This is a genomic window from Streptomyces sp. NPDC046821 (assembly GCF_040645335.1).
Lineage (GTDB): Bacteria > Actinomycetota > Actinomycetes > Streptomycetales > Streptomycetaceae > Streptomyces.
Genome location: NZ_JBEYYB010000001.1, coordinates 45,307 through 71,801 on the forward strand (window position 1 = coordinate 45,307; position 26,495 = coordinate 71,801).

Annotated in this window: 25 protein-coding genes and 2 pseudogenes; 8 read left to right on the forward strand and 19 right to left on the reverse strand. The window is 71.1% G+C overall.

Going from position 1 to position 26,495, the window contains the following annotated elements:
• Nucleotides 1–39 precede the first annotated feature (39 nt).
• From ABZ893_RS00245 to ABZ893_RS00255, 3 genes and pseudogenes are all read right to left on the reverse strand, one after another.
• Nucleotides 40–788, reverse strand: a pseudogene (locus tag ABZ893_RS00245) (LytTR family DNA-binding domain-containing protein).
• Between the two features lie 60 nt (nt 789–848).
• Nucleotides 849–1,709: a DNA-formamidopyrimidine glycosylase family protein gene (locus ABZ893_RS00250; RefSeq protein ID WP_361394318.1), complete on the reverse strand. Its 861-nt coding sequence runs from the start codon at nt 1,707–1,709 to the stop codon at nt 849–851.
• Between the two features lie 57 nt (nt 1,710–1,766).
• Nucleotides 1,767–3,881 (reverse strand): SpoIIE family protein phosphatase, encoded by a 2,115-nt coding sequence (locus ABZ893_RS00255; protein WP_361394320.1) that lies wholly within the window; start codon nt 3,879–3,881, stop codon nt 1,767–1,769.
• Between the two features lie 243 nt (nt 3,882–4,124).
• Between ABZ893_RS00255 and ABZ893_RS00260 the strand changes: the two genes are divergently transcribed.
• Nucleotides 4,125–5,537 carry a lipase maturation factor family protein gene (locus ABZ893_RS00260; RefSeq protein WP_361394322.1) on the forward strand — a complete coding sequence of 471 codons (1,413 nt, stop codon included), beginning with the start codon at nt 4,125–4,127 and terminating at the stop codon, nt 5,535–5,537.
• A gap of 8 nt (nt 5,538–5,545) precedes the next feature.
• Here ABZ893_RS00260 and ABZ893_RS00265 read toward each other — a convergent pair whose 3' ends face one another.
• Genes ABZ893_RS00265 through ABZ893_RS00300 form a run of 8 tightly spaced genes read right to left on the reverse strand, consistent with a single transcriptional unit; the run spans nt 5,546 to nt 13,462 of the window.
• Nucleotides 5,546–6,391: an amidohydrolase family protein gene (locus tag ABZ893_RS00265; protein ID WP_361394325.1), complete on the reverse strand. Its 846-nt coding sequence runs from the start codon at nt 6,389–6,391 to the stop codon at nt 5,546–5,548.
• The gene (locus ABZ893_RS00270) at nt 6,391–6,702 is read right to left on the reverse strand and encodes an L-rhamnose mutarotase (protein ID WP_361394328.1); all 312 of its coding nucleotides are present in this window, start codon (nt 6,700–6,702) and stop codon (nt 6,391–6,393) included. Before ABZ893_RS00270 ends, ABZ893_RS00265 begins: the two co-directional genes overlap by 1 nt.
• The gene (locus ABZ893_RS00275; RefSeq protein ID WP_361394331.1) at nt 6,699–7,688 is read right to left on the reverse strand and encodes an aldo/keto reductase; all 990 of its coding nucleotides are present in this window, start codon (nt 7,686–7,688) and stop codon (nt 6,699–6,701) included. The genes ABZ893_RS00270 and ABZ893_RS00275 overlap by 4 nt, the downstream gene beginning before the upstream one ends.
• Nucleotides 7,685–8,440: an SDR family oxidoreductase gene (locus ABZ893_RS00280; RefSeq protein WP_361396012.1), complete on the reverse strand. Its 756-nt coding sequence runs from the start codon at nt 8,438–8,440 to the stop codon at nt 7,685–7,687. Before ABZ893_RS00280 ends, ABZ893_RS00275 begins: the two co-directional genes overlap by 4 nt.
• Before the next feature lie 14 nt (nt 8,441–8,454).
• Complete coding sequence (locus ABZ893_RS00285; protein WP_361394334.1) at nt 8,455–9,810, reverse strand: L-fuconate dehydratase; 1,356 nt, start codon at nt 9,808–9,810, stop codon at nt 8,455–8,457.
• Between the two features lie 40 nt (nt 9,811–9,850).
• Nucleotides 9,851–10,885, reverse strand: a complete 1,035-nt coding sequence (locus ABZ893_RS00290; RefSeq protein WP_361394337.1) for an ABC transporter permease — start codon at nt 10,883–10,885, stop codon at nt 9,851–9,853.
• Nucleotides 10,878–12,392 carry a sugar ABC transporter ATP-binding protein gene (locus ABZ893_RS00295; protein WP_361394339.1) on the reverse strand — a complete coding sequence of 505 codons (1,515 nt, stop codon included), beginning with the start codon at nt 12,390–12,392 and terminating at the stop codon, nt 10,878–10,880. The genes ABZ893_RS00290 and ABZ893_RS00295 overlap by 8 nt, the downstream gene beginning before the upstream one ends.
• Nucleotides 12,389–13,462: a sugar ABC transporter substrate-binding protein gene (locus ABZ893_RS00300; protein WP_361394341.1), complete on the reverse strand. Its 1,074-nt coding sequence runs from the start codon at nt 13,460–13,462 to the stop codon at nt 12,389–12,391. Before ABZ893_RS00300 ends, ABZ893_RS00295 begins: the two co-directional genes overlap by 4 nt.
• 181 nt (nt 13,463–13,643) lie before the next feature.
• On the opposite strand from ABZ893_RS00300, the gene ABZ893_RS00305 reads away from it, so the two are divergent.
• Nucleotides 13,644–14,354, forward strand: coding sequence for a FadR/GntR family transcriptional regulator (locus ABZ893_RS00305; RefSeq protein WP_361394342.1), 711 nt, complete (start codon nt 13,644–13,646; stop codon nt 14,352–14,354).
• A gap of 204 nt (nt 14,355–14,558) precedes the next feature.
• On the opposite strand, the gene ABZ893_RS00310 is transcribed toward ABZ893_RS00305, so the two are convergent.
• A complete protein-coding gene (locus tag ABZ893_RS00310; protein WP_361394344.1) occupies nt 14,559–15,251 on the reverse strand; it encodes a TetR/AcrR family transcriptional regulator in 693 nt (230 codons plus the stop codon).
• Between the two features lie 127 nt (nt 15,252–15,378).
• Between ABZ893_RS00310 and ABZ893_RS00315 the strand changes: the two genes are divergently transcribed.
• Nucleotides 15,379–16,863, forward strand: a complete 1,485-nt coding sequence (locus ABZ893_RS00315) for an APC family permease (RefSeq protein WP_361394347.1) — start codon at nt 15,379–15,381, stop codon at nt 16,861–16,863.
• 55 nt (nt 16,864–16,918) lie between these two features.
• A complete protein-coding gene (locus tag ABZ893_RS00320) occupies nt 16,919–18,571 on the forward strand; it encodes an amidohydrolase (protein WP_361394350.1) in 1,653 nt (550 codons plus the stop codon).
• 44 nt (nt 18,572–18,615) lie between these two features.
• On the opposite strand, the gene ABZ893_RS00325 is transcribed toward ABZ893_RS00320, so the two are convergent.
• Nucleotides 18,616–20,187, reverse strand: a complete 1,572-nt coding sequence (locus ABZ893_RS00325) for an alpha-L-fucosidase (RefSeq protein WP_361394352.1) — start codon at nt 20,185–20,187, stop codon at nt 18,616–18,618.
• A gap of 112 nt (nt 20,188–20,299) precedes the next feature.
• Here ABZ893_RS00325 and ABZ893_RS00330 point away from each other — a divergent pair.
• Nucleotides 20,300–20,584: pseudogene (locus ABZ893_RS00330) on the forward strand (ABATE domain-containing protein); the annotation flags it as partial.
• Nucleotides 20,576–20,743 (forward strand): CGNR zinc finger domain-containing protein, encoded by a 168-nt coding sequence (locus ABZ893_RS00335; RefSeq protein ID WP_361396015.1) that lies wholly within the window; start codon nt 20,576–20,578, stop codon nt 20,741–20,743. The pseudogene ABZ893_RS00330 and the gene ABZ893_RS00335, both read left to right, overlap by 9 nt.
• Nucleotides 20,744–20,760: 17 nt before the next feature.
• On the opposite strand, the gene ABZ893_RS00340 is transcribed toward ABZ893_RS00335, so the two are convergent.
• From ABZ893_RS00340 to crcB (ABZ893_RS00360), 5 genes are all read right to left on the reverse strand, one after another.
• Nucleotides 20,761–21,240, reverse strand: a complete 480-nt coding sequence (locus ABZ893_RS00340; RefSeq protein ID WP_361394355.1) for a GNAT family N-acetyltransferase — start codon at nt 21,238–21,240, stop codon at nt 20,761–20,763.
• A gap of 130 nt (nt 21,241–21,370) precedes the next feature.
• The gene (locus ABZ893_RS00345) at nt 21,371–21,544 is read right to left on the reverse strand and encodes a hypothetical protein (protein ID WP_361394358.1); all 174 of its coding nucleotides are present in this window, start codon (nt 21,542–21,544) and stop codon (nt 21,371–21,373) included.
• A 503-nt stretch (nt 21,545–22,047) separates the two neighbouring features.
• A complete protein-coding gene (gene crcB, locus ABZ893_RS00350) occupies nt 22,048–22,422 on the reverse strand; it encodes a fluoride efflux transporter CrcB (protein ID WP_361394361.1) in 375 nt (124 codons plus the stop codon).
• A complete protein-coding gene (locus ABZ893_RS00355) occupies nt 22,419–22,775 on the reverse strand; it encodes a DUF190 domain-containing protein (RefSeq protein WP_361394364.1) in 357 nt (118 codons plus the stop codon). The genes crcB (ABZ893_RS00350) and ABZ893_RS00355 overlap by 4 nt, the downstream gene beginning before the upstream one ends.
• Entirely contained in the window at nt 22,772–23,257 is a 486-nt protein-coding gene (gene crcB, locus ABZ893_RS00360; protein ID WP_361394367.1) for a fluoride efflux transporter CrcB, read from the reverse strand. Before crcB (ABZ893_RS00360) ends, ABZ893_RS00355 begins: the two co-directional genes overlap by 4 nt.
• 169 nt (nt 23,258–23,426) lie before the next feature.
• Between crcB (ABZ893_RS00360) and ABZ893_RS00365 the strand changes: the two genes are divergently transcribed.
• Nucleotides 23,427–24,014, forward strand: a complete 588-nt coding sequence (locus tag ABZ893_RS00365; protein ID WP_361394370.1) for an HD domain-containing protein — start codon at nt 23,427–23,429, stop codon at nt 24,012–24,014.
• Nucleotides 24,015–24,109: 95 nt separating this feature from the next.
• The gene (locus tag ABZ893_RS00370) at nt 24,110–24,931 is read left to right on the forward strand and encodes an SDR family oxidoreductase (protein ID WP_361394372.1); all 822 of its coding nucleotides are present in this window, start codon (nt 24,110–24,112) and stop codon (nt 24,929–24,931) included.
• On the opposite strand, the gene ABZ893_RS00375 is transcribed toward ABZ893_RS00370, so the two are convergent.
• The gene (locus tag ABZ893_RS00375) at nt 24,910–26,427 is read right to left on the reverse strand and encodes an SDR family NAD(P)-dependent oxidoreductase (protein ID WP_361394375.1); all 1,518 of its coding nucleotides are present in this window, start codon (nt 26,425–26,427) and stop codon (nt 24,910–24,912) included. The two genes, ABZ893_RS00370 and ABZ893_RS00375, sit on opposite strands and share 22 nt — an antisense overlap.
• Between the last annotated feature and the right edge of the window lie 68 nt (nt 26,428–26,495).

The window sequence follows — 26,495 nt, forward strand, 5'->3', positions numbered from 1 at the left end:
ACGCGGGCTCGCGGCTCGCTCCGGTCACCCATACATCCGTCACGCGCCCGCGCGTCGCATCAACAGTTCCCGGACGCGGCTGGCGTGCCGGCGGCTCACCGCGAGTTCGGCCTCCCCTATCCGTACGCTCATGCCCCGCCGTCGAGCCGGAGTTCGTCGATGCGGTGCAGGGCGACGAGGTGGCTGCGGTGGATACGGACGAACCCGTGCGGCTGCCAGCGTTCCTCGAGTGTGGTCAGCGGGACGCGGACGAGGTGGCTGGCGTCCTCGGTGTGCAGGCGCGCGTAGTCGCCCTGGGCTTCCACGTACGTGATGTCGGCGACGGCCACGAGGCGGGTGACGCCGCCGAGTTCCACGGGGATGCGGTCAGCGGAGCGTTCCACGGCGGGCCGGGCGGCGGCGGCCTGTTCGGCGACGCGGCGCACCGCCTCCGCGAGGCGTTCCCTGCGGACGGGCTTGAGGACGTAGTCGACGGCCTTGAGGTCGAAGGCCTGCACGGCGAAGTCCTCGTGGGCGGTGACGAAGACGATCAGCGGGGGCTTGGCGAACCCGGCGAGGAGCCGCGCCACGTCGAGCCCGGTGAGCCCGGCCATCTGGATGTCGAGGAAGAGCACGTCGACGGCGTTGTCGTCGTCGGCCCCCGCGTCCAGGGCGCGTCCGATGCGGCGCAACGCCTCCGTCGCGTCGGTCGCCCCCTCGGCGGTGCGCACCCGTGGGTCGGCCCGCAGCAGGTAGAGCAGCTCGGCGAGCGCGGGTTCCTCGTCGTCGACGGCCAGTACGCGCAACATGCGGCGGAGTGTAGGTGCTTGATCCGCCGGCGCCAATGCCGCGGCGCCCGGCCCGGGGCGCTACTTGAGCAGCTTCGACATCCGCCGGTCCGCGAGCGGCTTGCCGCCCGTCTGGCACGTCGGGCAGTACTGGAGCGACGAGTCGTGGAACGACACCTCGCGGATGGTGTCCCCGCACACCGGGCACGCCTCCCCCGCTCTGCCGTGCACCCTCAGGCCGCTCTTCTTCTCGGCCTTGAGCCGCCCGGCCGCCACACCGCGCGACCGCTCGACGGCCTGGGTCAGCGTGTCGCGCAGCGCCTTGTAGAGCACGGACACGTCGTCGGTCGTGAGGCTCGACGCGAGCTTGAACGGGGACATCTTCGCGGCGTGCAGTATCTCGTCGCTGTACGCGTTGCCGATGCCCGCGATGAGGCTCTGGTCGCGCAGCGCCCCCTTGATCTGCCGCCGCTCGCCGTCCAGGAGGGCGGCGAAGCGCGGCTCGTCGAAGCCGTCGGCGAGGGGGTCGGGGCCGAGTCTGGCGATGCCCGGGACGTCGGCGGGGTCATGGACGACGTACACCGCGAGGCGTTTCTGGGTGCCCGCCTCGGTGAGGTCGAAGCCCTCGCCGTCCTCCAGGGCGACGCGCAGGGCGAGCGGGCCCTTGCCGGGGCGGGGCGCGCCGTCGGGGAGCCGGTCCTTCCAGTGCAGCCAGCCGGCGCGCGCGAGGTGCGTGACTAGATGCAGTCCGCCGGCGTCGAGGTCGAGGAACTTGCCGTGCCGGGTGACGGCCGTGACGGTGCGGCCCTCCAGGGCGGCGGGCGCCGGGTCGTACGTCTTGAGGACGCTGACGGCGACGGGCAGGACGCGCACGATCTCGTGCCCCACCAGATGCTCGGTGAGGAAGTCCGTCAGCGCTTCGACCTCGGGAAGTTCCGGCATACGTCCAGAGTGCCACCGGGTACCGACAGCGCCACGCGGGCCGACGTTCGGGCCGGGTCACCTCCGCGCCGGGGCGGCCGGGTGCCGGGCCGGTACGACGAACTCGCACCACACCGACTTCCCGCTCCCCCGCGCGTCCACGCCCCACACGTCCGTGAGCAGGTCGACGAGGAGCAGGCCGCGTCCCGAGACGCCGTCCTCGCCCGCCTCGCGCCGGCGGGGCAGGGCGCTGGAGGTGTCCTCGACGTCGATCCGCAGTCGGCGGTCGGTCGCGGTGATCACGCGGAGGGTGACGACGGCCGGGCCGTCGGTGTGCATCAGCGCGTTGGTGATCATCTCGTCGGCGACGAGTTCGATCTCGTCCGCGCGTTCACCCGCGCCCCAGGCCCGGACGGCGGCCCTGATCATGTGCCGGGCCTCGGTCAGCGCCTCCGGGTCGTTCGGCGCGACGTGCTGCTGGAGGCGCCCGCCCGAGCGGGGGGCGCCGATACCGCGGCGGCGCAGCAGGAGCAGGGCGACGTCGTCGTCCCCGCCGCGTTCGTCGACGCTCTCGCACAGCCGGTCGGCGAGGTCGCCCAGGTCGTGCGGGCCGGTGCCGACGAGATCGGTGAGCGCACGCAGTCCGTCGTCGAGGTCGGTGCCGGGCTGTTCGACGAGGCCGTCGGTGCACAGGAGCAGGGCCTGACCGGGGTCGAGCTCCACCGTTCCGACGGGGTACTGGAGCCGGCCGAACTCGGCGGACAGGCCGAGCGGAAGGCCGCCCTCGACGGGCAGCCTGATGCAGGTGCCGTCGGCGAGCCGGAGGAGCGGGTCCAGGTGGCCCGCCCGGACGAGCTGCACGACGCCGGTCGACAGGTCGGCCTCGGCGTACAGGCAGGTCGCGAAGCGTTCGGTGTCGAGTTCGTGGAGGAAGACGGAGGCGCGGGCCATGACGGTCGGTGGCGTGTGGCCCTCGGCGGCGTACGCGCGCAGCACGATGCGGAGCTGGCCCATGACGGCGGCGGCGTGGGTGTCGTGTCCTTGTACGTCGCCGATGACGGCGCCGACGCGGCCGCCGGGCAGCGGGATCACGTCGTACCAGTCGCCGCCGATGTCGCGGCCGAGGGATGCGGAGCGGTAGCGGACGGCGATGTCGGCGCCGGACACGGCGGGGATGGAGCGGGGCAGCATCGCCTGCTGGAGTCCTTGGGCGAGGTCCTTCTCCTGCTCGTAGAACATCGCGCGCTGGAGGCTCTGGGCGATGCTGCTGCCGAGGGCGACGAGGACGTTCCGCTCGTCCTCGGTGAAGCCCTGTTTGTCGTTGTAGAGGAGTGCGAGGGTGCCGATGGGGCGGGCCTGCGCGATGAGCGGCAGGTAGGCGGCGGACGTGACGCCGAGGCGGATGATCTGCGGATACAGCTTCGGGTAGTTCCGGGCGTACTCCTCGGGACTCTCGACGAAACGGGGTGTGAGGGTGCGCACGACCTCGCTCATGGGGAACGGGTCGTCTATGCGCGTCACTTTCGTGGCGGGCACGAAGCTGCCCTCGGGATCCTCGGCGACCAGGTGGATACGGCCCGCCCTGACGAGTCCCAGGATGAGGTTGGACGCGCCGAGGTGCTGGAGGCCGGCGCTCTCCTTGAGTACGTCGATGACGTCCTGGACTGTGCGGGCGTGGGCGAGGGCGACGGTGGTGCCTTGGACGACGCTGGTCTGGCGGCGGCGCAGCTCGTCCTGTTCGCGCCGGGCCGTGCTGTCGCTGAGTTCCTGGGTGGCGTCGCGGACGACTCCTACGACGCGGCGCGGGCGGCCGGTTTCGTCGCGCCGGATGTAGCCCTGGGTGTGGGTCCAGCGCATCCGCCCGTCGCGGCAGCGGATCCGGAAGTACGCGCCGTAGTTCTCGCTGCCGTCCTTGATGGCCGTCGCGACGATCCCGTCGAGGCGGGTGCCCTCGGTGGGCGGGATGCGCAGAGAGAGGGAGTCGGCGCGGCCGTCGTACTCGTCGGCGCGCAGGTCGAAGATCTCGTGGGCCTTGGGGTCCATGTGCATGGTGCCGGTGCCGAGGTCCCAGTCGAAGCTGCCTATGCCGAGCTGGTCGCCGAACTCGGCCAGGACGCAGCACGGGGCGCTCCCTGCCGCTTTCCCGCAGTGGGAGCACTCACGCGACTCCCCACCCCCCGTGCCGGCTTCCATGGCAACACGCTATTCGCGTTGCGAATCGCGCGCATTCGGGGGACACCGCACCGGCCGGTCATCGGCCGGCAGTCGGCCTGAGCTGCGGCATTCGGGTGAACGCGGTGGCATACGTCCTGGTCGCTGAGCGCACCGTGTTCTCCCGCACCCGCCCCGTCACACGCGAACCCCGTCACGCTGACCCGTCATCCCGGAACCCCGTCACCCTGACCCGTCACCCCAGAACCCCGTCACACTGAATACGTGGACTGGTTCAGCTCGCCGGGGTACTGGCTCGGCCGCCTGATCTTCCAGCGCGGTCTGGCGGCGCTCTATCTCGTGGCCTTCACGGAGGCCGCGCTGCAGTTCCGGGCCCTCATCGGGGAACGCGGGATGCTCCCCGTACCGCGCTATATGGCGGGCGTGCCGTGGCGGATGGCGCCGACGCTGTTCCGGGCGCACTACTCGGACCGGTTCTTCGCGGTCTGCGCCTGGGGCGGGGCCGCGCTCTCGGCCGGGCTCGCCGCGGGCCTCGCGGACGTGGTGCCGCTGGGGGCGGCGATGGCGCTGTGGCTGGTGCCGTGGGTCCTCTATCTCTCGATCGTGAACGTGGGCCAGACCTGGTACGCGTTCGGCTGGGAGTCACTGCTCCTGGAGGTCGGCTTCCTCGCCGTGTTCCTGGGCAACGACCGGGTGGCGCCGCCGGTACTCGTCCTCTTCCTCCTGCGCTGGGTCCTGTTCCGTGTCGAGTTCGGCGCGGGGCTGATCAAGATGCGCGGGGACGCCTGCTGGCGCAAGCTCACGTGCCTGTACTACCACCACGAGACGCAGCCGATGCCGGGCCCGCTGAGCTGGTTCTTCCACCGGCTCCCGCGCCCCCTGCACCGGGTCGAGTGCGGGGCGAACCACGTCACCCAACTCCTCGTGCCCGTCCTCCTGTTCACCCCGCTGCCGGTCGCGTCGTTCGCCGCCTGCCTGATGATCCTCACCCAGCTCTGGCTGGTCCTGTCGGGCAATTTCGCCTGGCTGAACTGGCTGACGATCCTGCTCGCCGTCACGGCGGTGGACTTCTCCCGACTCCACACACCGCCCAGCACGTCGGCGGCCCCGCTCTGGTACGAGGTCATGGTCATCGCCCTCACCGCGTTCGTCCTGGTCCGCAGCTACCAGCCGGCGCGCAACCTGCTGTCCCGGCGCCAGTCCATGAACCGCACGTACGACCCGCTGCACCTGGTGAACGCGTACGGCGCCTTCGGCTCGGTCGGGCGCATCCGGCACGAGATCGTCGTGGAGGGGACGGCGGACGCGGTGCCGCACGAGGGCTCGCTGTGGCTGGCCTACGAGTTCAAGGGGAAGCCGGGCGCTCCCGGGCACTGGCCGCGCCAGTTCGCCCCGTACCATCTGCGGCTCGACTGGATGATGTGGTTCGCGGCGCTGTCCCCCTCGTACGCGGGATCCTGGTTCGGCGGTCTCGTCGAGCGGCTCCTGGCCGGGGACCGTGACACGCTGCGGCTGCTGCGCAGCAGCCCGTTCCCGCCCGACGCGCCCCCGCGCTACATCCGGGCCCGCCTCTACCGCTACCGCTTCACCACGTGGCGCGAGCTGCGGGCGACGGGCGAATGCTGGGACCGGACATACGTACGCGAGTTCCTGCGGCCGACCCGGCTGATCCCGTAGGCGCCTGATCAGAGACCGTAGACGCGGGTAGCCGTCCCGCCGAACACCGCCTCGCGCTCATCAGCGGCGAGCGAACCCGTCAACTCGCCTGCGGTTTCCATGACTTGCTCGTACGTCGCCGCGAGCGTGCATACCGGCCAGTCGGAGCCGAACATCACGCGGCCGGGGCCGAACGCGTCCAGGACCGTGTCGGAGTACGGCCGCAGTGCCCCCGGGGTCCAGGACGCCCAGTCCGCTTCCGTGACGAGGCCGGAGAGTTTGCAGACCGTGTTGGGGAGCGCGGCGAGCGCCCGCAAGGACCTGGCCCAGGGGTCGACGTCTCCCGAGGCCACGGGGGGTTTGCCGCAGTGGTCGAGGACGAAGGTGAGTCCGGGTAGGGCGGCGGCCGCGCCGACGCAGGCGGCGAGCTGATGGGGCAGGACCACGAGGTCGTAGACGAGGCCGGCGTCGGCGACGGCCGCGAGTCCCCGGAGGACGTCGGGGCGCAGCAGCCAGTCGGGGTCGGGCTCGCCCTGGACCTGGTGGCGGATGCCCTTCAGGTAGCGGCCGCCGGGCAGTGCCGCGAGCCGGGCCAGCGTGTCGGCGATGTCCGGGCGGGTGAGGTCGGTCCAGCCGACCACTCCGGCGACGAGGTCGTGGCCGTCCGCCAGGGCCAGGAATTCCGGCGTCTCCTCCGCGACCGTGACCGTCTGTACGAGAACGGTGGCCGTGACGCCTGTCTTGTGCGCGAGCGGTGTCAGGTCGTCGAGGCTGAAGTCCCGGCGGATCGGGGCCAGTTGCTCGCCGGTGATCCAGTCCTGGTCGCGTACGGACAGGTCCCAGACGTGGTGGTGGGCGTCGACGATCGCGGGCATCACAGCTCCCAGACGACGGGCAGGCCCGCGTCCGCGCCGTCGGCGGAGTAGTCGTGCACGACGTCGAGGAGTTCGGCCATGCGGGCCTGCCAGGCGATGTTCACCGGCAGTTTGTCCAGCTCGGCGAGCATCCGGGCGTAGTCCTCGCACTCCAGGACGTGGAACAGGTCGGTGCCACTGCGCCAGATCGTCCAGGAGGTGGCCCCGGCCGCGCGGATGGCCTCGGTCAGCTCGGCGGGGACCTCGCGGTGGGCGGCGTCGTACTCCTCGACGCGGTCGGCGCAGACCTTGGTGTGCAGGGCGATTCTCACGCGGTGTCCTCTCCGGGTACAGGCGCGTCGGCAGGCAGCAGGTCGGTGTCCCTCAGTTCTTGCCAGAAAGCCGGGGGCACGTGGGTGGCGAACTGGTTGGCGCAGTCCCGGACTTCTGCGGCCGTGCGGGTACCGACGAGGACGCTCGCCACCTCCGGGTGGGCGGCACAGAAGGCCAGGGCGGCGGCACGCAGCGTGATGCCGTGGCCTTCTGCGATCGCCTTGATGCGCAGCGCTCGCTGAAGCAACTCACCTGAAGCGGCTGTGTAGTTGTACGTCGATCCGGCGCGAGGGTCCGCCAGCAGGCCGGAGTTGAAGGCGCCGCCGACGACGACGGAAACGCCGTTTTTGACGGCGGCGGGCAGCAGCTCGGTCAGGGCGCTCTGGTCGAGCAGCGTGTACCGGCCCGCGCACAGCACCACGTCGACGTCCGTGTCACGGACGAAGCGAGTGAGCATCCCGGCCTGGTTCATCCCGGCGCCGATCGCGCGGACGACGCCCTCGGCGCGCAGGCGCTCCAGGGCCGGATAGCCCTCTCGGAACGCCTGCTCGCCGTGATCGTCCGGGTCGTGCAGATAGACGATGTCGACTCGGTCGAGGCCGAGCCTGGTCAGGCTGTCCTCCAGGGAGCGGCGTATCCCGTCCGCGCTGAAGTCCCACACACGGCGGTGCGTCGCGGGCACGGCGAACCCGTTGTCCAGGTCGTCTCCCCCACGCTCACCAGTCGGGACGAGCAGGCGTCCCGCCTTGGTGGAGAGCGTGTACGAGGAGGGGTCGCGGGAGGCGAGGGCCGCGCCGAGGCGCCGTTCGGACAGGCCGAGCCCGTAGTGCGGCGCGGTGTCGAAGTAGCGGATGCCCGCGTCCCAGGCGGCTTCCACGGCGGCGTACGCGTCCTCGTCGCTCACCTCGGTGAAGAGGTTGCCGATGGCGGCGGCGCCGAAGGACAGCGGGCTGACCTCCACGCCACTTCTGCCCAGGGTGTTCACTGGCCCGCCGGACGCAGGCGCAGCCCCTGCATTCCGCCGTCGACGGCGAGTGACGTGCCGGTCGTGGCGCCGGACAGGGGGCCCGCCAAGTAGGCGACCGCGCCCGCGACTTGGTCGGCTGTGACGAGGCGTCCGGTGGGCTGGCGGGCGGCGAGTGCGGCGCGTTCGGCGGCCGGGTCGGGGGCGGCGTCGAGGAGCCGGCCGATCCATGGGGTGTCGACGGTTCCGGGGTTGACGCAGTTGACGCGGATCCCTTCGCGGACGTGATCGGCGGCCATGGCGAGGGTCAGGGAGTACACGGCACCCTTCGACGCCGAGTAGAGGGCGCGCTGCGGGAGGCCGGCGGTCGCGGCGATGGAGCACGTGTTGACGACGGCCGCGAGGCCGGAGGCCCGGAGGTGGGGCAGGGCGGCGCGGGTGGTGCGGACGATGCCGAGGACGTTGACGTCGAGGACGTGGTGCCACTGGGCGTCGTCGTTGTCCTCGACGGTTCCTTGTGCGCCGATTCCGGCGTTGTTGACGAGGACGTCGAGCCCGCCGAGGTCGGCCGTGGCGGCGGCGACTGCGGCGCGGACCGAGGCATCGTCCGTGACGTCGGCCTTGTATCCACGCAGTGGTTTGTCGACGCTGCTCGGGTCGAGGTCGAGCACGGCGACGCTCGCGCCGCGGGCGGCGAGGAGTTCGGCGGTGGCGCGGCCGATGCCGGAGGCTCCGCCGGTGACGAGGGCCTTGAGCCCCGCGAAGTCCTGCACGTCGCTGGCGTCGGTCATGCCGCTGCACCCTTCTGGTCGGTGGCGCCCTGCCGGGCGAGGTCGGCGGCCCAGAACGAGCCGTCGGGGTAGGTGTACTCCGCGATGGACTCGGGCCGCATCGTGGCCGAGAAGCCGGGCATGGTGGGCGCCGCGTAGTGGCCGTCGCGGATCACGACGGGGTCGAGGAAGTGGCCGTGGAGATGGTCGACGTACTCGATGACGCGGTCCTCGGTGGTGCCCGCGAGGGCGACGTAGTCGAACATCGAGAGGTGCTGGACGAGTTCGCACAGGCCGACGCCGCCCGCGTGCGGGCAGACGGGGACGCCGTACTTGGCGGCGAGCAGCAGGATGGCGAGGTTCTCGTTCACGCCGCCGACGCGGGCCGCGTCGATCTGGAGGATGTCGATGGCGCCTGCCTGGAGGAGCTGCTTGAAGATGATGCGGTTCTGGACGTGTTCGCCGGTGGCGACCTTGACGGGGGCGACGGCCCGGCGGATCGCGGCGTGGCCGAGGACGTCGTCGGGACTGGTGGGCTCCTCTACCCAGTAGGGGTCGAACTCGGCGAGTGCGGTGGTCCATTCGACGGCCTCGTCGACGTTCCATCTCTGGTTGGCGTCGATGGCCATGCGGATGTCCGGGCCGATCACGGCGCGGGCGGTGCGGCAGCGGCGGATGTCGTCGGCGAGGTCGGCGCCGACCTTGAGCTTGATCTGGGTGAAGCCGTCGGCGACGGCCTGCCGGGCGAGCCGGCCGAGCTTCTCGTCGGAGTAGCCGAGCCAGCCGGGCGAGGTGGTGTAGCCGGGGAAGCCGCGCTCGCGCAGTGTGGCCGCGCGCTCGGCCGCGCCCTTGCGGCCCTCGGAGAGGAGCGTGAGGGCGTCGTCCGGGGTGAGCACGTCGGCGATGTAGCGGAAGTCGACCTGAGAGACGAGCCACTCGGGCGTCGCGTCGGCGAGGAACTGCCAGAGCGGCTTGCGGGCGCGCTTGGCCGCCAGGTCCCACGCGGCGTTGACGACGGCTCCGATCGCCATGTGCATCACGCCCTTCTCGGGACCGAGCCAGCGGAGCTGGCTGTCGCCGATCAGGTCGCGGTTCAACGTCCCTGGATCCGCGCAGAGTTCGTCGACCCCCCGGCCGACGACATGGTGGCGCAGGGAGTCGATCGCGGCGACCTGGACATCGTTGCCGCGGCCGATCGTGAACGTGAATCCGTGCCCCTCGATCCCGTCCTCGGCGTCGGTGCGCAGGACGACGTAGGCGGCGGAGTAGTCGGGGTCCGGGTTCATGGCGTCGGAGCCGTCCAGCTCCCTGGAGGTGGGGAACCGGATGTCATAGGTGTCGACCGCGGTGATTCGGGCGGCAGTGGGAGACACGGGTGGCCTTTCTTGCCGAAACGTCTCGCTGAGGCGGGGGTCAGTCCTGGGCGCGGCCGGTCGTCACACGGGCGATCATCAGGGCGAGCAGGATGATGCCGCCGTAGATGGCCTGGATCCAGAACGACGGAACCTGGGCGAGGGTGAGCAGGTTCTGGACGACGCCGAGCAGGAGTACGCCGGTGAGGGCGCCGAACATGGTGCCCTTGCCGCCGTCGAGGCTGATGCCGCCGATGACCGCCGCCGCGAACACGGTGAAGATCATGTTGTTGCCCTGGTTGGCGCTGATGGCGCCGACGTAGCCGGTCTGCATGATCCCGCCGACCGAGGCGAGGACTCCGGCGACGACGAACACCCCGAGCATCACGCGCTCGACGCGGATGCCGGCGGCGCGGGCCGCGTCGGGGTTGCCGCCGATCGCGTACAGGGCGCGTCCGACGCGGTGGTACTTGAGGACGAAGCCGGCCACGCCGAAGGCGATCGCGGCGAGCCACACCGACATCGGGACGCGCAGGAACGTGGTGGTCGCGAGGGAGAAGAACGCGTCGGGCATCCCGAACAGCGTCTTGCCCTTGGTAGCGCCGACGAGCAGGCCGCGCAGGACGATCAGCATCGCGAGGGTCACGATGAAGGCGTTGAGCTTGAACTTCACGACGAGGATGCCGTTGAAGGCGCCGATGACCGCGCCGACGGCGAGGATCGCGAGCAGGGCGAGGACGGTCGGGAACTCGGTGCCGAAGCCGGACTGGGCGGCGGGCAGGACGAGCAGGGCTCCGAGGGCGGGCGCGATGCCGACGACCGACTCCAGGGAGAGGTCGAACTTGCCCGTGATGAGGACCAGCGACTCGGCGAGCACGACCATCGCGAGCGCGGCGGACGCCCCGAGGATGGAGATGAGGTTGCGCTCGGTGAGGAACGAGTCGTTGAGGACCGCTCCGAGCACCATGAGCAGCAACAGGGCCGGTACGAGGGCGAGTTCACGGGCCCGGCGCAGCAGGACGTTCTTCGCGGGGCTCGCGCCGGTCAGGCGTACGGAGGTGGCGGGCGAGGCAGACGGGGCCTTGATGTCAGCCATGGTCCACTCCTTCGATGGAGGCGATCAGCTCGTGGTCGTGCCAGCCGGCCGCGTGCTCGGCGACGACCTTTCCGTGGAAGAGGACGAGGACCCGGTCGCAGCGGCGCAGGTCGTCGAGCTCGTCGGAGACGACGAGGACGGCGGTGCCGTCCTCGCGGGCGCTGTCCATGCGGGACAGCAGGGACTCCTTGGACTTCACGTCGACGCCCGCGGTGGGGTTGATGAGGACGAGGAGGCGGGGGTCGGAGGCAAGGGCGCGGGCCATGACGACCTTCTGGGCGTTGCCACCGGAGAGGTCGGACACGGGCTGCTCGGGGCCCTCGGCGTGAATGTCGAGGCGCTGGATCAGCTCGGCGGCGAAGCGGCGCTTGCGGTCGGTGGCGACGAAGCCGTACCGGCCGAGCCGTCCGAGGACGCTCATCGTGGCGTTGTCGCCGATGGTCATGCCCGATACGAGTCCCTGGTCGTGCCGGTCGCGGGGTACGCAGCCGACGCCGGCCGCGAGCGCGGCGCCCACATCACCGAACGGGAGCTTCTTGCCGTCCAGTTGAGCCGTTCCGGCGGTCGGGGTGTGCAGGCCCGCGAACGCCTCGGCGAGCTGAATCTTGCCGCTGCCGCTGGATCCTGCGAGCCCCACGACCTCGCCGCTGCGGACGGTCAGGTCGACGTCGTCGTACGCCTCCGAGGTGAGGCCGCGGGCGTCGAGGAGGACGGCGGCGTCGGGCTGGTGTTCCGCGGCGGCGCGGGCGGCGGCCCGCTCCTCGGCGATGACCTCGCCGGCCATCGCCTCCACCAGGGCGGCGCGCGGCAGTTCGGCGACGGGAGCCGTCGTGATCCAGCGGGCGTCGCGCAGCACGGTGACCGTCTGGCAGACCTCGTACACCTCCTGGAGGTGGTGCGAGATGAACAGGAACGTGACGCCGGATTCCTGGAGTGCGCGCATCCTGGTGAAGAGGCGTTCGATCTCGCGGTTGTCGAGCTGAGCGGTGGGCTCGTCCAAGACGATGAAGCGGGCGCCGCCGCTCAACGCCCGTGCGATCTCGACCATTTGGCGGTCCTCGACCTTGAGGTCCGCGGTGCGGGCGCCCGGGTCGACGTGGATGTCCCAGGTGTCGAGGACGCGCGCGGCCTCCTCCTGGAGAGTCCGCCAGGAGAAGAACCCGCGGCGGCTGCCGGGCTGCCGGTTGATGAACAGGTTCTCGGCGACGGTCAGTTCGGGGACGACGGTCGGCTTCTGGTAGACGCAGGCGACCTTGGCGCGCCACGCATCACGGTCGCCGAGCGGGGGCGCGGGCTCGCCGTCGAACAGGACGGTGCCCGCGTCCGGCGCCTGGAGTCCGGTGAGGACCGTCACCAGGGTCGACTTGCCCGCGCCGTTGCGGCCCACCAGGGCGTGGGATTCGCCGGGCAGGACGGTCAGCCGGCCGTCGCGCAGGGCGACCGTGGGTCCGTACCGCTTGGCGATGCCCGACGCCTCGACGAGGGGGGTGGTCACGGGTGTGCTCATTTGACCGTGTTTCCCCAGAGCTTCGGGTCGTCGACGTTGTCCTTGGTGACGAGCGGCGCGGGCAGCTGGTCCTCGAGGATGCCGCTCGGCAGCTTGACGATCTCGGAGTCGTGGTCGGTGGGACCGGGCTTGAACGTCTTCCCCTGCATAGCGGCCTTGATGTAGTACATGCCGTACTTGGCGTAGGCGTCGGCGGGCTGCGAGACGGTGGCGTCGATCTGGCCGGCGCGGATCGCGGCGAACTCCTGCGGGATGCCGTCGTTCGAGACGATCGCGATGTGGCCCTTCTCGCCCGTCTTCTTGAGCATTCCCTTCGACTTGAGGGTCTGGAGGGTGGGAGCGAGGTAGACGCCGCCCGCCTGCATGTAGATGCCCTTGATGTCGGGGTTGGCATTGAGGAGGGTGTCCAGCTTGGACGCGGCGGTGTCGGACTCCCACTTGGCGGGGATCTCCAGGACCTTGAGGCCCGGGTACTTCTTCTTGGCGCAGTCGCGGAAGGCCTGCGAGCGCTCGCGGCCGTTCACGGAGGCCAGATCGCCCATGATCTGCACGACCTTGCCGGTCTTGACCTGCCCGCCGAGGTAGTCGCAGGCCTTCTCGCCGTACGCGACGTTGTTGGCGCGTACGACCATCGCGACCTTGCCCTTCTCGGGCGCGACGTCGACGGCGACGACGGGGACGCCCTTGCGTTCGGCCTGGTCGAGGCCCGCGGAGATCGCGGCGCTGTCGAGGGGCGCGACGACGAGGCCCTTGACGCCCTGGTTGAGCTGGTTGTTGATGTCGGTGATCTGCTGCGAGGGGTCGCTGTTGGAGTTGACCGTCTTGAGCGCGTCCACGCCTTCCGACTTGGCCATCTTCGGCACGTAGTCGTTGTACGACTGCCAGAACGGCGAGGTCAGGAGGGGGAGGACGACACCGACCTTGCCCTTTCCGTCGCCGCCCTTGCCGCCGGAGGCGACGTCGTCCTTCGTGCTGCCGCACGCGGTGAGCACCAGGGCGGCGCACGCGGCCACCGCCGCCGCGCCCACGATCCGCGACCTGTTCCTCATGCGCACTGTTCTGCCGGCCATCTGACGGCTCCTCATCCAGCGGGATCGAGCGACTTCTCGTACCTGATGGCGAAGATATTTATCAGACCACTTGGCGCCCACAACACCCCTCGTCGCCAACTTTTCCGCGTTTCCGGCCGTAGTGGTCCGACCACTTCTCTGGCTAGACTGCGGCGCACCCGGCACTATTCGAGGAGCGTCCGTGGAACAGACCGCCCCCCAGAAGGGCACCGTGACGCAGCGGGCCATCGAGCAGATCAAGGCGATGATCGGCGAGGGCCGCCTGGAGCCGGGCCAGCGCCTGCCGACGGAGCGGGACCTCGCCACCCAGCTCGGCATCTCGCGCAGCTCGATGCGCGAGGCGATCAGGGCGCTCACGGTCCTGGGCGTGCTTGAGGCCCGGCACGGCTCGGGCATCTACGTCACGCAGCTGGAGGCCGGGGATCTCCTGGAGACGTTCGGCGTCGTCGCCGACCTCTCGCGCGGGCCGCGTCTGGTGGAACTGCTGGAAGTGCGCCGGGTCCTGGAGTCTACGGCGACGGCGCTCGCGGCGGCCCGCATCACCCCGGATCAACTCGCCGAGGTGGAACTGCACTTGGCGGCGATGGCCGCGACGGACGACCCCGAGGAGATCCTCTCCCACGACCTCGCGTTCCACCGCGCGATCGCGACAGCCGCGGGCAACGAGACGATGGCGGCGATCCTGGAGGGCCTGTCCTCACGGACGTTCCGGGCCCGCGTCTGGCGCGGCTACCAGGAGGAGGGCGCCTTCGAGCGCACGGGCCGCGAGCACGCCCGGATCCACCGCGCCCTGGTCGACCGCGACCCGGAGGCGGCACGGGCCGCGGCGGCGGCTCATGTGGGCGAGGTCGAGACGTGGATGCGGGGGCAGTTGGATGCGGGGCCGGTCTGATCCAGCCGGTCTGACCCCGATGAGCTCGCCGGGCCTCCCGACGCACCCCGCGCCCCCGCATAGGCCGACCCGGCAAGTCGGCGCGACGCCCCCACATTGGCCGGCCCGGTAGGTCAGCGCGACGTCCCCAGGACCTGGCAGGTCAGCGCGGCGCCCGCGCACAGGCCACCCCGGCGCGCCCCCCGCGTAGGCCACCCCGCCAAGTCAGCCCGCCGCCCGCGCCACCAGCGCATCAAGCAGCAACCCCAACGCCGTCTCGAACGAGTTCTCCCCCATGAGCGGCAAGTACTCGCGCACGGCGGCCAGTTGAGGATGAGCGTCGGCCGGCAGTGACTGGTACGTGTCCCGCCAGGCGCCGTCGTCCCGGGCCCGCCGCTCGGGCGGCAGCGCCAGATGGGCCGCGTCGAGCGCCGCGTGCCCGAGCGCCGTGTCGACGAACGCCGCGTAGTACCGCACCGCCGTCGCCTCGTCGAAGCCCGCGCCAAGCAGCAGTCCGATCCCGGTCTCCACGGCCCTGACCTCGTGGACGCGCCGGGTCACCCGGTACGCGGCCAGCGCGGCGATCCGCGGGTGCTCGCGGTAGCCGCGGTGGATGCGCCGGGCCATGTCCCGCAGGTCCGCGACCCAGTCGTCGCTGCTCCGGAACCCGGCCATGCTCTCGCCGATGACCCGGTCGGCGACGGCGAGGAGCAGGTCGTCGGTGTTGTGGAAGTACCGGTAGACGGCGCTCGGGTCGCAGCCGAGAGCGGCGCCGAGCCGGCGCACGCTCAGCGCGTCGGGCCCGTGCTGCGCGACCAGGCGCAGCGCGCAGTCGACGATCATGTCACCGGAGAGCACCACGCCCGACTTGGTCGGTCTGCGCCGCTGCCGCTCCGCCGGAATCCGTCCCTCAGCCATCGCAGATCCCCTCATTTCGCTGCCCGCCCCTTCCGCGCGCCCCGCTATGTCAACACCATTGACGCAACATGACAAGGCCTGTTTGATCGCACCCTCCCTCCCCTCCTCCGGTCTCAGGAGTGTCCGCATGAGCAGCGAACCACCAGGCCTGCGCCGTTCTCTCAACGTCGTCGACGGCGTCGCCATCGCCGCCTCCAGCACGGCCGCCACCACCAGCATCGGAATCGGCATGGGGGCGCTCGCCGCGACCGTGGGCCTCCAGGCCCCGGCGATCCTGCTCGTCGCCTTCATTCCGATCCTGGGCATCGCCGCCGCGTACGCCCGCCTCAACCGCGACGAGCCGAACATGGGCAGCGGCTACGTCTGGGTCGGCAAGTCGCTCGGCCCGTGGCCCGGCTTCATCACGGGCTGGGTCACACTGGTCGGCACGGTGATCTTCATGGCGTACACCGGTGCCGTCACCGGTTCGGTCTTCCTCCAGTTCGCGAACAAGGCGGGCCTGCACGAACTCGCCGGGCTCGCCCTAGACCCGAACTCGACGGCGCTGAGCACGCTGGTCGGCCTGGTGATCCTGGCCGTCGTGACGTACACCGCGATCACGGGCGTGCGCCAGGCCACCCGGCTCCAGACCTGGCTGCTCGTCTTCGAGTACGCCGTCCTGCTGGTGTTCTGCGGCTGGGCCCTGGTCTCCGGCCACCACGCGTTCCAGTGGTCGTGGCTGAACCCCTTCGCGATCAGCGACGGCACGGCGTTCGCGCAGGGTCTGGTGCTCGCGGTGTTCTTCTTCTGGGGCTGGGACGCCGCGTTCAGCGTCACCGAGGAGACCAAGGACATACGCGACGCCGGCCGGGGCGGCTTCATCGCCCTGTTCACGATGCTCGCGATGTTCCTCTACGGGGCCGTGGCCTTCCAGCGCGAGATGAGCCTGCCCGAGCTGATCGCCCAGGGCCCGCAGGGCCTGACCCACCTGGGCGCGAAGCTCGCCGACGAGCCCTGGGCCACGCTGCCGCTCCTCGCGCTGCTGTTCTCGGCCGTGGCCTCGCTCCAGTCGAGCGTCATCCCCACGGCCCGTGGTCTGCTCGCCATGGGCCGCGACCGCACGATGGGCCAGGTGTGGACGAAGGTCAGCCCGCGTTACGAGTCGCCCGCCGTGGGCACCGTCCTCATCATGTCGATATCCGCCGGCGTCTCCCTGCTCGCCCTGGTCATCCCCCAGCTCAACCAGATGATCCTCGCCGCCGTGAACTCCATCGGCCTGGTCGTCGCCCTGTACTACGGCCTGACGGCGCTCGCCTGCGCGGTCCGCTTCCGCGAGGCCCTGCGCGGGCCGGTGTCGGGGGCGCTGCGCGCGGTCGTGGCACCCGCCGCGAGCGGGATCGTGCTCCTCGTCATCGGCGTGTACCTCGCCTACTCGTACCTGACGATGAGCGACCACTTCGAACTGAGCCCGGACAACGGGTGGTTCATGCTCGCGGTGCCTGTCGCGATCGTCGTCTCCGGCCTGGTGATGGCCGCGTACGCCCAGCGCGTGCGCCGCTCCCCGTACTTCGTCACGGGCCGCGGCACGCCCCCCGAGCCCGAGGCGGTCCCGCTCACCGCCGACCGGACCTGACCACCCGCTCCTACGAAACTCCTCCGCACCGAAACACAGTCAGGAGTCACACCCCATGTCCGACACCGCCCCCGCCGATCTGGTCTTCACCGGCGGCCCGGTCCACACCCTCTCCCCCGCCCGTTCGCGCGCCACCTCGGTGGCCGTGCGCGGCGAGCACATCGTCGCCGTGGGCCACGACGAGGTACGCGCACTCATCGGCCCAGCCACCGAAGTCGTCGACCTGGCAGGCAAGTTGCTCATCCCGGGCTTCCAGGACGCGCACGCGCACCCGGTCGGCGGGGGCATGGAGATGGGCCAGTGCGACCTGAGCGGCGCGACGACGCTCGACGAGTACCGGCGCATCGTCAGCGCGTACGCGCGGGCGCACCCCGACGACGAGTGGATCACCGGCGGCGGCTGGTCGATGGAGACGTTCCCCGGCGGTCTGCCCACGGCCGCCGAACTCGACGCCCTCGTGCCCGACCGTCCGGTCTACCTCGTCAACCGCGATCACCACGGCGCCTGGGTCAACTCCCGTGCGCTGCAAGCCGCCGGGATCGACGCCCGTACGCCCGACCCCGCCGACGGCCGTATCGAGCGTGACGCCGACGGCACACCGACCGGGATGCTCCAGGAGGGCGCGGCGAACCTGATCGGCCGGCTGCTGCCGCCCGTCACCCTGGAGCAGAAGATCACGGGGCTCCTTCGCGCGCAGGAGCTGATGCACTCGCTCGGTGTCACCGCGTGGCAGGACGCGCTCCTCGGTGAGCACGCCAATCTCACGGACCCGACGGACGCGTATCTCGCGGCGGCCGGGGACGGGCGGCTCACCGCGCGGGTCGTCGGTTCGCTGTGGTGGGACCGGGCGCGGGGCATCGAGCAGATCGACGAGCTGGCGGCGCGGCGCGCGGCAGGCACGCGCGGGCGGCTGCGCTGCACGACGGTGAAGATCATGCAGGACGGCGTCGCCGAGAACGGTACGGCGGCTCTCCTCGGCCCGTACCTCGACGGCTGCGGCTGCGCCTCCGACAACAGCGGCATCAGCTTCGTCCCGCCGCTCGACCTCCAGAAGTACGTGACCGAGCTGGACGCGCGCGGCTTCCAGGTGCACTTCCACGCGCTGGGCGACCGGGCCGTGCGCGAGGCGCTTGACGCGGTCGAGGCGGCGCGGCGCGCCAACGGGTTCACCGACACCCGCCCCCACCTGGCGCATCTCCAGGTCGTCCACCCCGATGACATCGGCCGGTTCCGGGAGCTGGGCGCGACGGCGAACATGCAGGCCCTGTGGGCGGCGCACGAACCACAGATGGACGAGCTGACGATCCCGTTCCTCGGGCCGGAACGGAGCGCGTGGCAGTACCCGTTCGGCGATCTGCACCGTGCGGGAGTGACGCTCGCGGCGGGCAGCGACTGGCCGGTGAGCAGCCCGGACCCGATCGAGGCCCTCCACGTCGCGGTCAACCGCGTCCTGCCCGACGCGGACCCGGGCACCCCGGTGTTCCTGCCGGGTCAGCGCATCGGCCTGGACGCGGCGCTCACCGCGTACACGGCGGGCAGCGCGTACGTGAACCATCTGGACGACGTGACCGGTTCGATCACCCCGGGGCGCCTCGCGGACCTGGTGGTCCTGGACCGCGACCCGTTCGCGGCGCCCGAGGACGAGATCGGCGCGACGCGCGTCCTGGAGACGTTCGTGGGCGGCGAGCGGGTGTACGCGGCCGGGTGACGGGGGGTGTGGGGCGGCCCGCTTTTCTGCGGGCCGCCCCTCTCTCACACCCGGGAGCGGTAGAGGCCGAACAGCGAGATGTGCGGGTCGTTGCGGTACTGCGTGAGGCGCATCCGCCAGACGCGGGCCGTGACCGGCGCCGGCAGGACCAGGACACGGCTCGCGCCGATCGTGCCGGCCCGCGCGACCTCGGTCCAGGCGCCGTCGACCTGTGCCTCGACGACGACCTGTTCCACCTGCTGGCCGTGCCGGATGTCCTCGGCGAGCCTGATCCGGTCGACCTCGCGCGCGGTGCCGAGGTCGACGGTGCGGGTGCCCTCGCCGTCGTCGCTCACGCGGCCGCCGGCCGCCAGGTTCTCGGGCAGTTCGCGGTCGATGCGGTCGCGGAACTCCTTGAGGCGTGCCACGTCCTCGGCGGGGAGCAGACCGTTCTTGTCCGGCGGGATGTTCAGGAGGAGCACGGAGTTACGGCCGACCGAGCGGAACCAGATGTCGGTCAACTGATCGACACTCTTGGGGTGTTGGTCCGCGTGGTAGAACCATCCGGGCCGGATGGAGACATCGCACTCGGCGGGCCACCACTGCAGGTACTGGGCCACGGAGCGCGACTGCGCGAGAGCGTCCCGGCTGCCCTGGTCCGGCCCGTTGTAGCGGAGCGCGTAGTCGATGCTGCCGTTGCCCGTGTCCTTGACAGGGATGACGCTCCATTCGTTCTCGCGCGCGAGCCCGCCCTCGTTGCCCACCCAGCGCACATCGGGCCCGCGCACGGCCACGGTGGCATTGGGGGCGAGCTCGCGGATCACCGCGTACCAGCTGTCCCAGTCGTACGTCTCGACCTTGCCCTCCGGGATGCGGCCCTGCGAGCCGTCGAACCACACCTCGTCGACCGGCCCGTACTCGGTGAGCACCTCGTAGAGCTGGTTGAGCATGTGGGCGCCGTAGTCGGTGGCGTCGAGCGTGAACGTCCGCAGGGCGCTGCCGGCGCGGTCGTCGCCGTCGACGAGGGTCGGGATGGTACGGGTGGAGCGCTTGCTGCCGTTGGCGTAGACGCCGTCGGCGTACTGGTTCTCGTCGGCGGGCGAGATGTAGACGCCGACCTTGATGCCGTACTTGCGCATGGAGTCGGCGAAGGAGCGCAGCACGTCGCCTCTGCCCTGGCGCCAACTGCTCGACGCCACACTGTGGTTGGTGTAGCGGGAGGGGTAGAGGACGAAGCCGTCGTGGTGCTTGACCACGAGGATGGCGAGCTTGAAGCCGCCGTCGCGCAGCGCGCGGGCCCACTGGTCGGTGTCGAGTCCCGTCGGCTGGAAGATGTTCGGGTCCTCGTCGCCCGTGCCCCATTCCAGGCCGGTGTAGGTGTTCACACCGAAGTGCAGGAAGGCGGTCTGCTCCAGCTCCTGCCAGGCGATCTGCCGCTTCGTGGGCCGCACGCGGGCCGCCTTGGCGACGAGCTGCTCGGGCGTGTCGTCGGGGCTGATCGGGATGCGGTAGTTCGGCTCGGCGGGACCGGAAGCCCCGGACGGCGCCGCGTAGGCGAGGGACCCACTCGATACGGCGGCGGCCGTGGCGACGGCGGCCGCGAGGAAGACACGACGGTTGACGGTGTGCTCAGCCATTCCACTCCACCCTCAGATTCATCGGACGTCTGATGATGGAGCGGGGCTGCGATGGCGTCAATGGGCCGAACCGAGGCGAGAGTTAAGAGAGTGATCCGATGACCTCTCGGCGGCGGTGACGCGTCTACGCAGGCAGGCGCGTGACCTCGGCATGTTACTTGCGGGCTGCGAGGAGGACGCCGATCTGGCTGCCGCGGTGCGCCTGCGGGAGGCGATCTACCACCTGGTGCTCGCCTCCGCCAGCGCCTCCCCGCTCGCGCCGGAAGACTGCGCGGTACTCAACCGCGCCACCACCCGCAGCCCGGTGCGCCAGGAACTGCGGCCCGACGGCACGGTGGTCCGGCACGGCACGATCGCCGCCGTGCTGTCGACGCTGGCCCGGGACACCGTGGAACTGCTCACCCAGCCGGCCGGTCAGATCAAGGAGTGCGCCGCACCCCGCTGCACCCGCCTCTACGTGGACCGCTCCCACCGCGGCTCACGCCGCTGGTGCGACATGACGCGCTGCGGCAACCGGGCCAAGGCCGCGGCCCATCGCTCCCGCCACCACGCCTGACCGCCGGACGTCACACGTCACAGCGAGCGGTACATGATGTGCAGCCCCACCCGACCGTGCCGTGGGTGGTCGAAGGCGTCCGGGACGGTGCCGAGGATCGTGAACCCGAGGGAGGTCCAGAGGCGGACGGCGGGGTTGGTCTCGACGACGGCGTTGAACACCATGGCGCGATAGCCGTCGGCCTTCGCGCGTTCGAGGACGTACTCAGCGAGGGCGCGTCCGATGCCGCGACCGGCGTGCGCAGGGTCGACCATGAAGCCCGCGTTCGCGATACTCGCGGCGGGCCCGCCGTAGTTCGGCTTCACGTAGGCCGAGCCGACGACGACACCGTCGAGCTCGGCGACGTACACGCGGCGGCCGGGGCCCATCCAGAGGGTCCGGGCCTGCGGCTCGGGGGTCTGCGGGTCCCACCCGTAGGTCTCGCCGGCCTCGACGATCTGCCGCCAGAACGGCCAGATCCGGGCCCAGTCACTGTCGTTCGCGTCCCTGATCAGCATGGGGCCGAGTGTGGCAACTGCCCTGCCGGGAAGCCAACGGATAGCGATAGCGGCATGACGCCAGGCGTCGGAGTCATACCGGAAAACGGCGAAGCCCCAGGCCGGGGGCGACCTGGGGCTTTCGACTTAATCAGTCCACGCTGGGCAGGATGTGCGGCTCGGCGAGGTCGTCCTCGTAGCCGGCGAGCCTGATCGGGGCCGAACGGGCCCAGACGTCGAGGCTGCCCAGCTTCTCGGGCCGCCGCCTGGCGCGTTCCTTGCGTTCGCCGTGGCGCTGCTCGCGATTGGTCTTCTCTGGTGTCACCGCGCACTCCTTGTGTGTCGGGTAACCCTTCCGGCGCTGCCGGCCCGGCGTTCCCGTCGGGCGTCCGGCGCCCGGTCGGGCTTGGTTTCTTTACCGGTTCGGGCGCGGTGGCGCCGATTTCCTGCATGTTCGACCCGTGGTGACCGGGTCGTCCCGTGACGGACCACGGGTGCTGGTAGCACCCCGTTGTGCTGTCCGTCCGCTACAGAGTACCCATATGAGCAGGCCCCCGCTCGATGGCGCCGAATCCTGGGATGCGTCCGAACGTCACCAGGTGTTCATTTGGCCATCGGCCGCATGACACCCAAATGGGAATGAACGCGGACAGATCGGTCGGTCTCGGGTGATCGACTACTCCGAGTCGGTGATGCGCCCGACGGCCGAACAGCACGTCCGATCAGGTGAATTGAGGAATCCGGCCCCACTCGGGGTGTCCGGATGAGCGGCGCGCAACCGAATCGGGCAGTACGGCGCGAATCGTTCGCCCCAATGTGACGGAGGTCTCAGCCCCAGATGGTTTGGGCGAGCGAGATGCCCGCGAAGGCCGCACCAAGCCCGACGGCGACGCTCGCGACCACATTGGCCACGGCGAACACCCTCGCCCCGTCCTCACCAAGACGAAGCGTCTCGTACGAGAACGTCGAGTACGTCGTGAGCGCCCCGCACAGCCCCGTACCGATGAGCAGCTGGACGTGCGAGGAGGCGGCGCCCTCCGCTACGGCGCCGGTCAGCAGGCCGAGCACGAGACAGCCGCACATGTTCACCACGAACGTGCCCCACGGGAACACGCTGTCGTGGCGGGTCTGCACGGCCCGGTCCGTGAGATAGCGGAGCGGGGCGCCGACCATCGCGCCGGCGATCACGAGCAGCCAGTTCACGCCTTCGCCCCGCCGTCGTCGCGGCCCACGTACCGGATGACCTCGCAGTCGTCGAGGATGACCAGGCCCTCGGACACCAGCTCGTCGAGCTGCGGCAGGAACGCGCGGACCAGCTCCTCGGTGTCGACGATCACGACGGCCACCGGCAGGTCCTCACTGAGCGAGAGCAGCCGCGAGGTGTGGATCAGCGAGGACGCGCCGAACCCCTCGATGCCCCGGAAGACGCTCGCGCCCGCGAGCCCCGCCTTGTGCGCCCGGTGCACGATCTCGCTGTACAGGGGCTTGCGGTGCCAGGTGTCGTGCTCGCCGATGAAGACCGTCACGCGCAGGGCCCGGCCCGTCAGTCGTGTCATCGCATCCTCCACGCCAGTACGCGGCGCGCCAGCGCCACCGCGAGCCACACCGCGGCGAGCGCCACCAGGAGCGTCACCGCGAGATAGACCAGGCCCGCCCGGACCCGGCCGCCGTCCACCAGCCGCTGGATGTCCACCGCGTACGTGGAGAACGTGGTGAAACCGCCCAGGACGCCGGTGCCGAAGAACGGCCGCACAAGGCGGTGCGCCGCCCACACGTCGGTGATGACCACCATGAACACACCGATCACGAAACAGCCGAGCGCGTTCACCCACATCGTCGTCCAGGGGAACGCTCCCGCGGCCGTCGGCCACAGCAGCGCGGCGCCGTAGCGCGCGCTCGCCCCGACGGCACCGCCGACGGCCACCACCGCGACGACCGGGCCCTGCTCGCGCAGCCTCGCGCGGTGACGGACGGGAACCCTCAGACCGGCGCCAGGGTCCGTCGGCTCGTTCACCGTCGGTGGCTGCCGGCGCGTCATCCGTGTGTGTCTCCTACTCGGCCCAGGGCCGCCCCACCAGCGGGATCATGGCCCGCGAACCAGCCTATCCCGGTCCCGCGAGCGCCGTTCACGTGGCGTTGGCTCCGGCGCAAGACGGCCATGTTGTCCTGCGGGGACACCGTCATCCGGAACCCGGGAGGAGTCACCCATGACACGGGTCGAGCTGCACGACGTCGACGAGCTGATGGATCTCCTGTACGCGTGCCGCGGCGCGTGGGACACCCCTGACCGCAGCGGCGACCCCGTCGACCTGCACGAGCACGCGCTGCAGACCGCCGCGCTGCTGCGCCGGTCCCGCCCCAGCGACAAGGAACTCCAGCTCGCGGGCCTCGTGCACGACATCGGCCACCTGCTGCGTCCGGGCGACGACGCGGGGCACGCCGACACCGCGGCGGACGCGGTGCGCCGGCTGCTCGGCGGGCGCGTCGCCCGTCTCGTACGGCTGCACGTCCCGGCGAAGCGCTATCTCGCCATGTCGGACCCGCTGCACGGCCTGTCACCGCAGAGCGCCCGCACCCTTGAGGCGCAGGGCGGGCCGATGACGCCGCACGAGGCGGCGGCGTTCGCACAGGATCCGCTGGCCGAGGACGCGGTGACGCTCCGTCAGGCGGACGACGCGGGAAAGGTCGTGGGCCTGGACGCCGGGATCCTGGAGGACTGGCGCCCGGTGGCGGAGCTGGTGGCCGAACGGGTTCGCCACAACAGCCTGGAGCGGGTCCACTCCGCGAGCCATTAGCGTGTCCGCACCGCCTAGGAAGACGTCACCAGCTTCACACCATCCCTACGCACACGACCGCGACAGCTGACGCCCCGTCATGAGACCTTACGCGCATGGATACTCAGCGCTCGCTCGCGGGCAGGGTGGCCGTCGTGACCGGGGCCTCGCGTGGGATCGGCCAGGCCGTCGCCGTGGCGCTCGCGGAGGCCGGGGCCCGGGTGTGCGTCACGGCGCGTGACCCGGAGGGTGTGCGCGAGAGTGTCGACGCGCTGCGTGCTGCCGGTGCCGAGGCCACCGGGGTCGCCGGTTCCGTCGCGGATCCCGCGCATCTGTGGGCGGTGACGGAGCGCGCCATGGAGGCGTACGGGCGGCTCGACATCGTGGTGAACAACGCGGCGACGAACCAGCCGTACGGGCCACTGATGGAGGCGGATCCGAAGGTCTGGCGCGAGGCGTTCACCGTCAATGTGGAGGCGGCGCTGCGGCTCGTGCAGTGCGCGTGGCGGGCCTGGATGTCCGAGCACGGCGGCGCGGTCGTGAACGTGTGCACGGAGGGCGCCACCCACGTGGGCCGCAACCTGGGCGCGTACTGCACGAGCAAGGCGGCGCTGCTGCATCTGACGCAGCAACTCGCGGGCGAGCTGGGCCCGTTGGTGCGGGTCAACTCCGTGTCGCCCGGCCTCGTCCGCACGGAGATGGCGCGCTTCGTGTGGGAGCGCGCCGAGGAGTCCGTGGCGGCGGGTCTGCCCGCGGGGCGGATCGGGCAGCCGGAGGACGTGGCACGGGCGGTGCGCTGGCTGGTGTCGGACGAGGCGTCCTGGGTCACCGGTACGGACCTGCTGGTGGACGGCGGTACGCGGGTGCGCGCCGCGTCAGCGGGCGGCGCCGCTCACGCCGTCCACCAGCCGGGGTCCTACCACTTGCCGGGCGCGTAGTCCTTCAGGAAGACGCCGTACAGATCCTCGCCGGCCTCGCCGCGGACGACAGGGTCGTAGACGCGGGCCGCGCCGTCGATCAGGTCGAGCGGGGCGTGGAAGCCCTCGTCGGCGAGGCGCAGCTTGTCGAAGTGCGGGCGCTCGTCGGTGATCCAGCCGGTGTCGACGGAGGTCATGAGGATGCCGTCCGTCTGGAACATCTCCTGGGCGCTGGTCCGGGTCACCATGTTCATGGCGGCCTTCGCGGCGTTCGTGTTGGGGTGACCCGCGCCCTTGTAGCCGCGGCCGAAGACGCCCTCCATCGCCGAGACGTTCACGACGTACGCGCGACCGCTCGCCGCCTTCTTCGCGGCGTCGGCCATGGCCGGGCGCAGCTTGCTGATCAGGATGAACGGCGCCGTGTAGTTGCACAGCTGGGTCTCGAGGAGCTCCACCGGGGAGATCTGCTCGATCGTCTGCACCCACGTGTTGCTGTCGACGACGTCCGGGACGAGGCCGCCCGCGTCGATGGCGCTGCCGTCGCGGTGCCGGGCGATGGAGGCGTTGCCCGCGACCAGCGCGAGGTCGGCGACCTGCTGGGCGTCGATGCCGGAGATACCGGCGGGCAGCGCGGCCAGGCCGTCGACCGCTCCGGAGTTGAACGCGCCGATCACGTGGTGGGCGGGCAGCTCACCGGCCGGCAGCGGCGCGGTCTCGCCCTCGACGAGCGCGGCGTACGCGGAGGGCAGCCGGCGTACGGTCTGCGTCGCGTTGTTGATCAGGATGTCGAGCGGGCCCTGCTCGGCGATCTGGTCGGAGAGGGCGACGGCCTGGGCCGGGTCGCGGAGGTCGATGCCGACGACCTCCAGGCGGTGCATCCAGTCCGCCGAGTCGTCCATCGCCTTGAAGCGGCGGATGGCGTCCTTGGGGAAGCGCGTCGTGATCGTCGTGTGCGCACCGTCACGGAGCAGTCGCAGCGCGATGTACATGCCGATCTTGGCGCGGCCGCCGGTGAGCAGGGCGCGCTTGCCGCTGAGGTCGGCGCTGACGTCGCGCTTGGCGCGGTTCAGGGCGGCGCACTCGGGACAGAGCTGGTGGTAGAAGTAGTCGACTTCCACATACCGGGTCTTGCAGGTGTAGCAGGAGCGCGGGCGCTGGAGGATGCCGGCGAGCTTGCCCTCCTCGACGCTGGAGGACGGCAGGAGGCCTTCCGTCTCGTCGTCGATGCGCTCGGCGGAGCCGGTGGCGGTCGCCTCGGTGACGGCCTTGTCGTGGGCGGTCTTCGCGGCGCGGCGATCCTGGCGGCGGCGCTGCTTCACGGTGCGGTAGATACCGGCGGTGGCGCGGCGGACCTGGATCGCGTCCGGGTGGTCGACATCGAGCTTGTCCAGCTCGTCGAGCACGCTGAGGCAGACGGCCAGCCGCTCCGGGTCGATCCCGGGGCCGAACGATTCCGATCCCTCGGTGGCCACCACGTCGTCCGTGGCGCCCGTCGGGGTGTCCTCTGTCATCGTCATGCCGGTGCGTTTCCTCGCGTCACTCGGACCGCGGCGTGCTGTGAGTGACCGCGGAAGCTCCCAAAAGG

Excerpts from the sequence above, each read along its gene's own strand:
- ABZ893_RS00250 (WP_361394318.1), bottom strand. The coding sequence starts at position 1,709 with ATGCCGGAACTTCCCGAGGTCGAAGCGCTGACGGACTTCCTCACCGAG.
- ABZ893_RS00290 (WP_361394337.1), bottom strand. The coding sequence starts at position 10,885 with ATGGCTGACATCAAGGCCCCGTCTGCCTCGCCCGCCACCTCCGTACGC.
- ABZ893_RS00310 (WP_361394344.1), bottom strand. The coding sequence starts at position 15,251 with ATGGCTGAGGGACGGATTCCGGCGGAGCGGCAGCGGCGCAGACCGACC.
- ABZ893_RS00315 (WP_361394347.1), top strand. The coding sequence starts at position 15,379 with ATGAGCAGCGAACCACCAGGCCTGCGCCGTTCTCTCAACGTCGTCGAC.
- ABZ893_RS00370 (WP_361394372.1), top strand. The coding sequence starts at position 24,110 with ATGGATACTCAGCGCTCGCTCGCGGGCAGGGTGGCCGTCGTGACCGGG.
- crcB (WP_361394367.1), bottom strand. The coding sequence starts at position 23,257 with ATGACGCGCCGGCAGCCACCGACGGTGAACGAGCCGACGGACCCTGGC.
- ABZ893_RS00355 (WP_361394364.1), bottom strand. The coding sequence starts at position 22,775 with ATGACACGACTGACGGGCCGGGCCCTGCGCGTGACGGTCTTCATCGGC.
- ABZ893_RS00300 (WP_361394341.1), bottom strand. The coding sequence starts at position 13,462 with ATGGCCGGCAGAACAGTGCGCATGAGGAACAGGTCGCGGATCGTGGGC.
- ABZ893_RS00255 (WP_361394320.1), bottom strand. The coding sequence starts at position 3,881 with ATGGAAGCCGGCACGGGGGGTGGGGAGTCGCGTGAGTGCTCCCACTGC.
- ABZ893_RS00375 (WP_361394375.1), bottom strand. The coding sequence starts at position 26,427 with ATGACGATGACAGAGGACACCCCGACGGGCGCCACGGACGACGTGGTG.
- ABZ893_RS00340 (WP_361394355.1), bottom strand. The coding sequence starts at position 21,240 with ATGCTGATCAGGGACGCGAACGACAGTGACTGGGCCCGGATCTGGCCG.
- ABZ893_RS00265 (WP_361394325.1), bottom strand. The coding sequence starts at position 6,391 with ATGCCCGCGATCGTCGACGCCCACCACCACGTCTGGGACCTGTCCGTA.
- ABZ893_RS00295 (WP_361394339.1), bottom strand. The coding sequence starts at position 12,392 with ATGAGCACACCCGTGACCACCCCCCTCGTCGAGGCGTCGGGCATCGCC.
- ABZ893_RS00365 (WP_361394370.1), top strand. The coding sequence starts at position 23,427 with ATGACACGGGTCGAGCTGCACGACGTCGACGAGCTGATGGATCTCCTG.
- ABZ893_RS00320 (WP_361394350.1), top strand. The coding sequence starts at position 16,919 with ATGTCCGACACCGCCCCCGCCGATCTGGTCTTCACCGGCGGCCCGGTC.
- ABZ893_RS00325 (WP_361394352.1), bottom strand. The coding sequence starts at position 20,187 with ATGGCTGAGCACACCGTCAACCGTCGTGTCTTCCTCGCGGCCGCCGTC.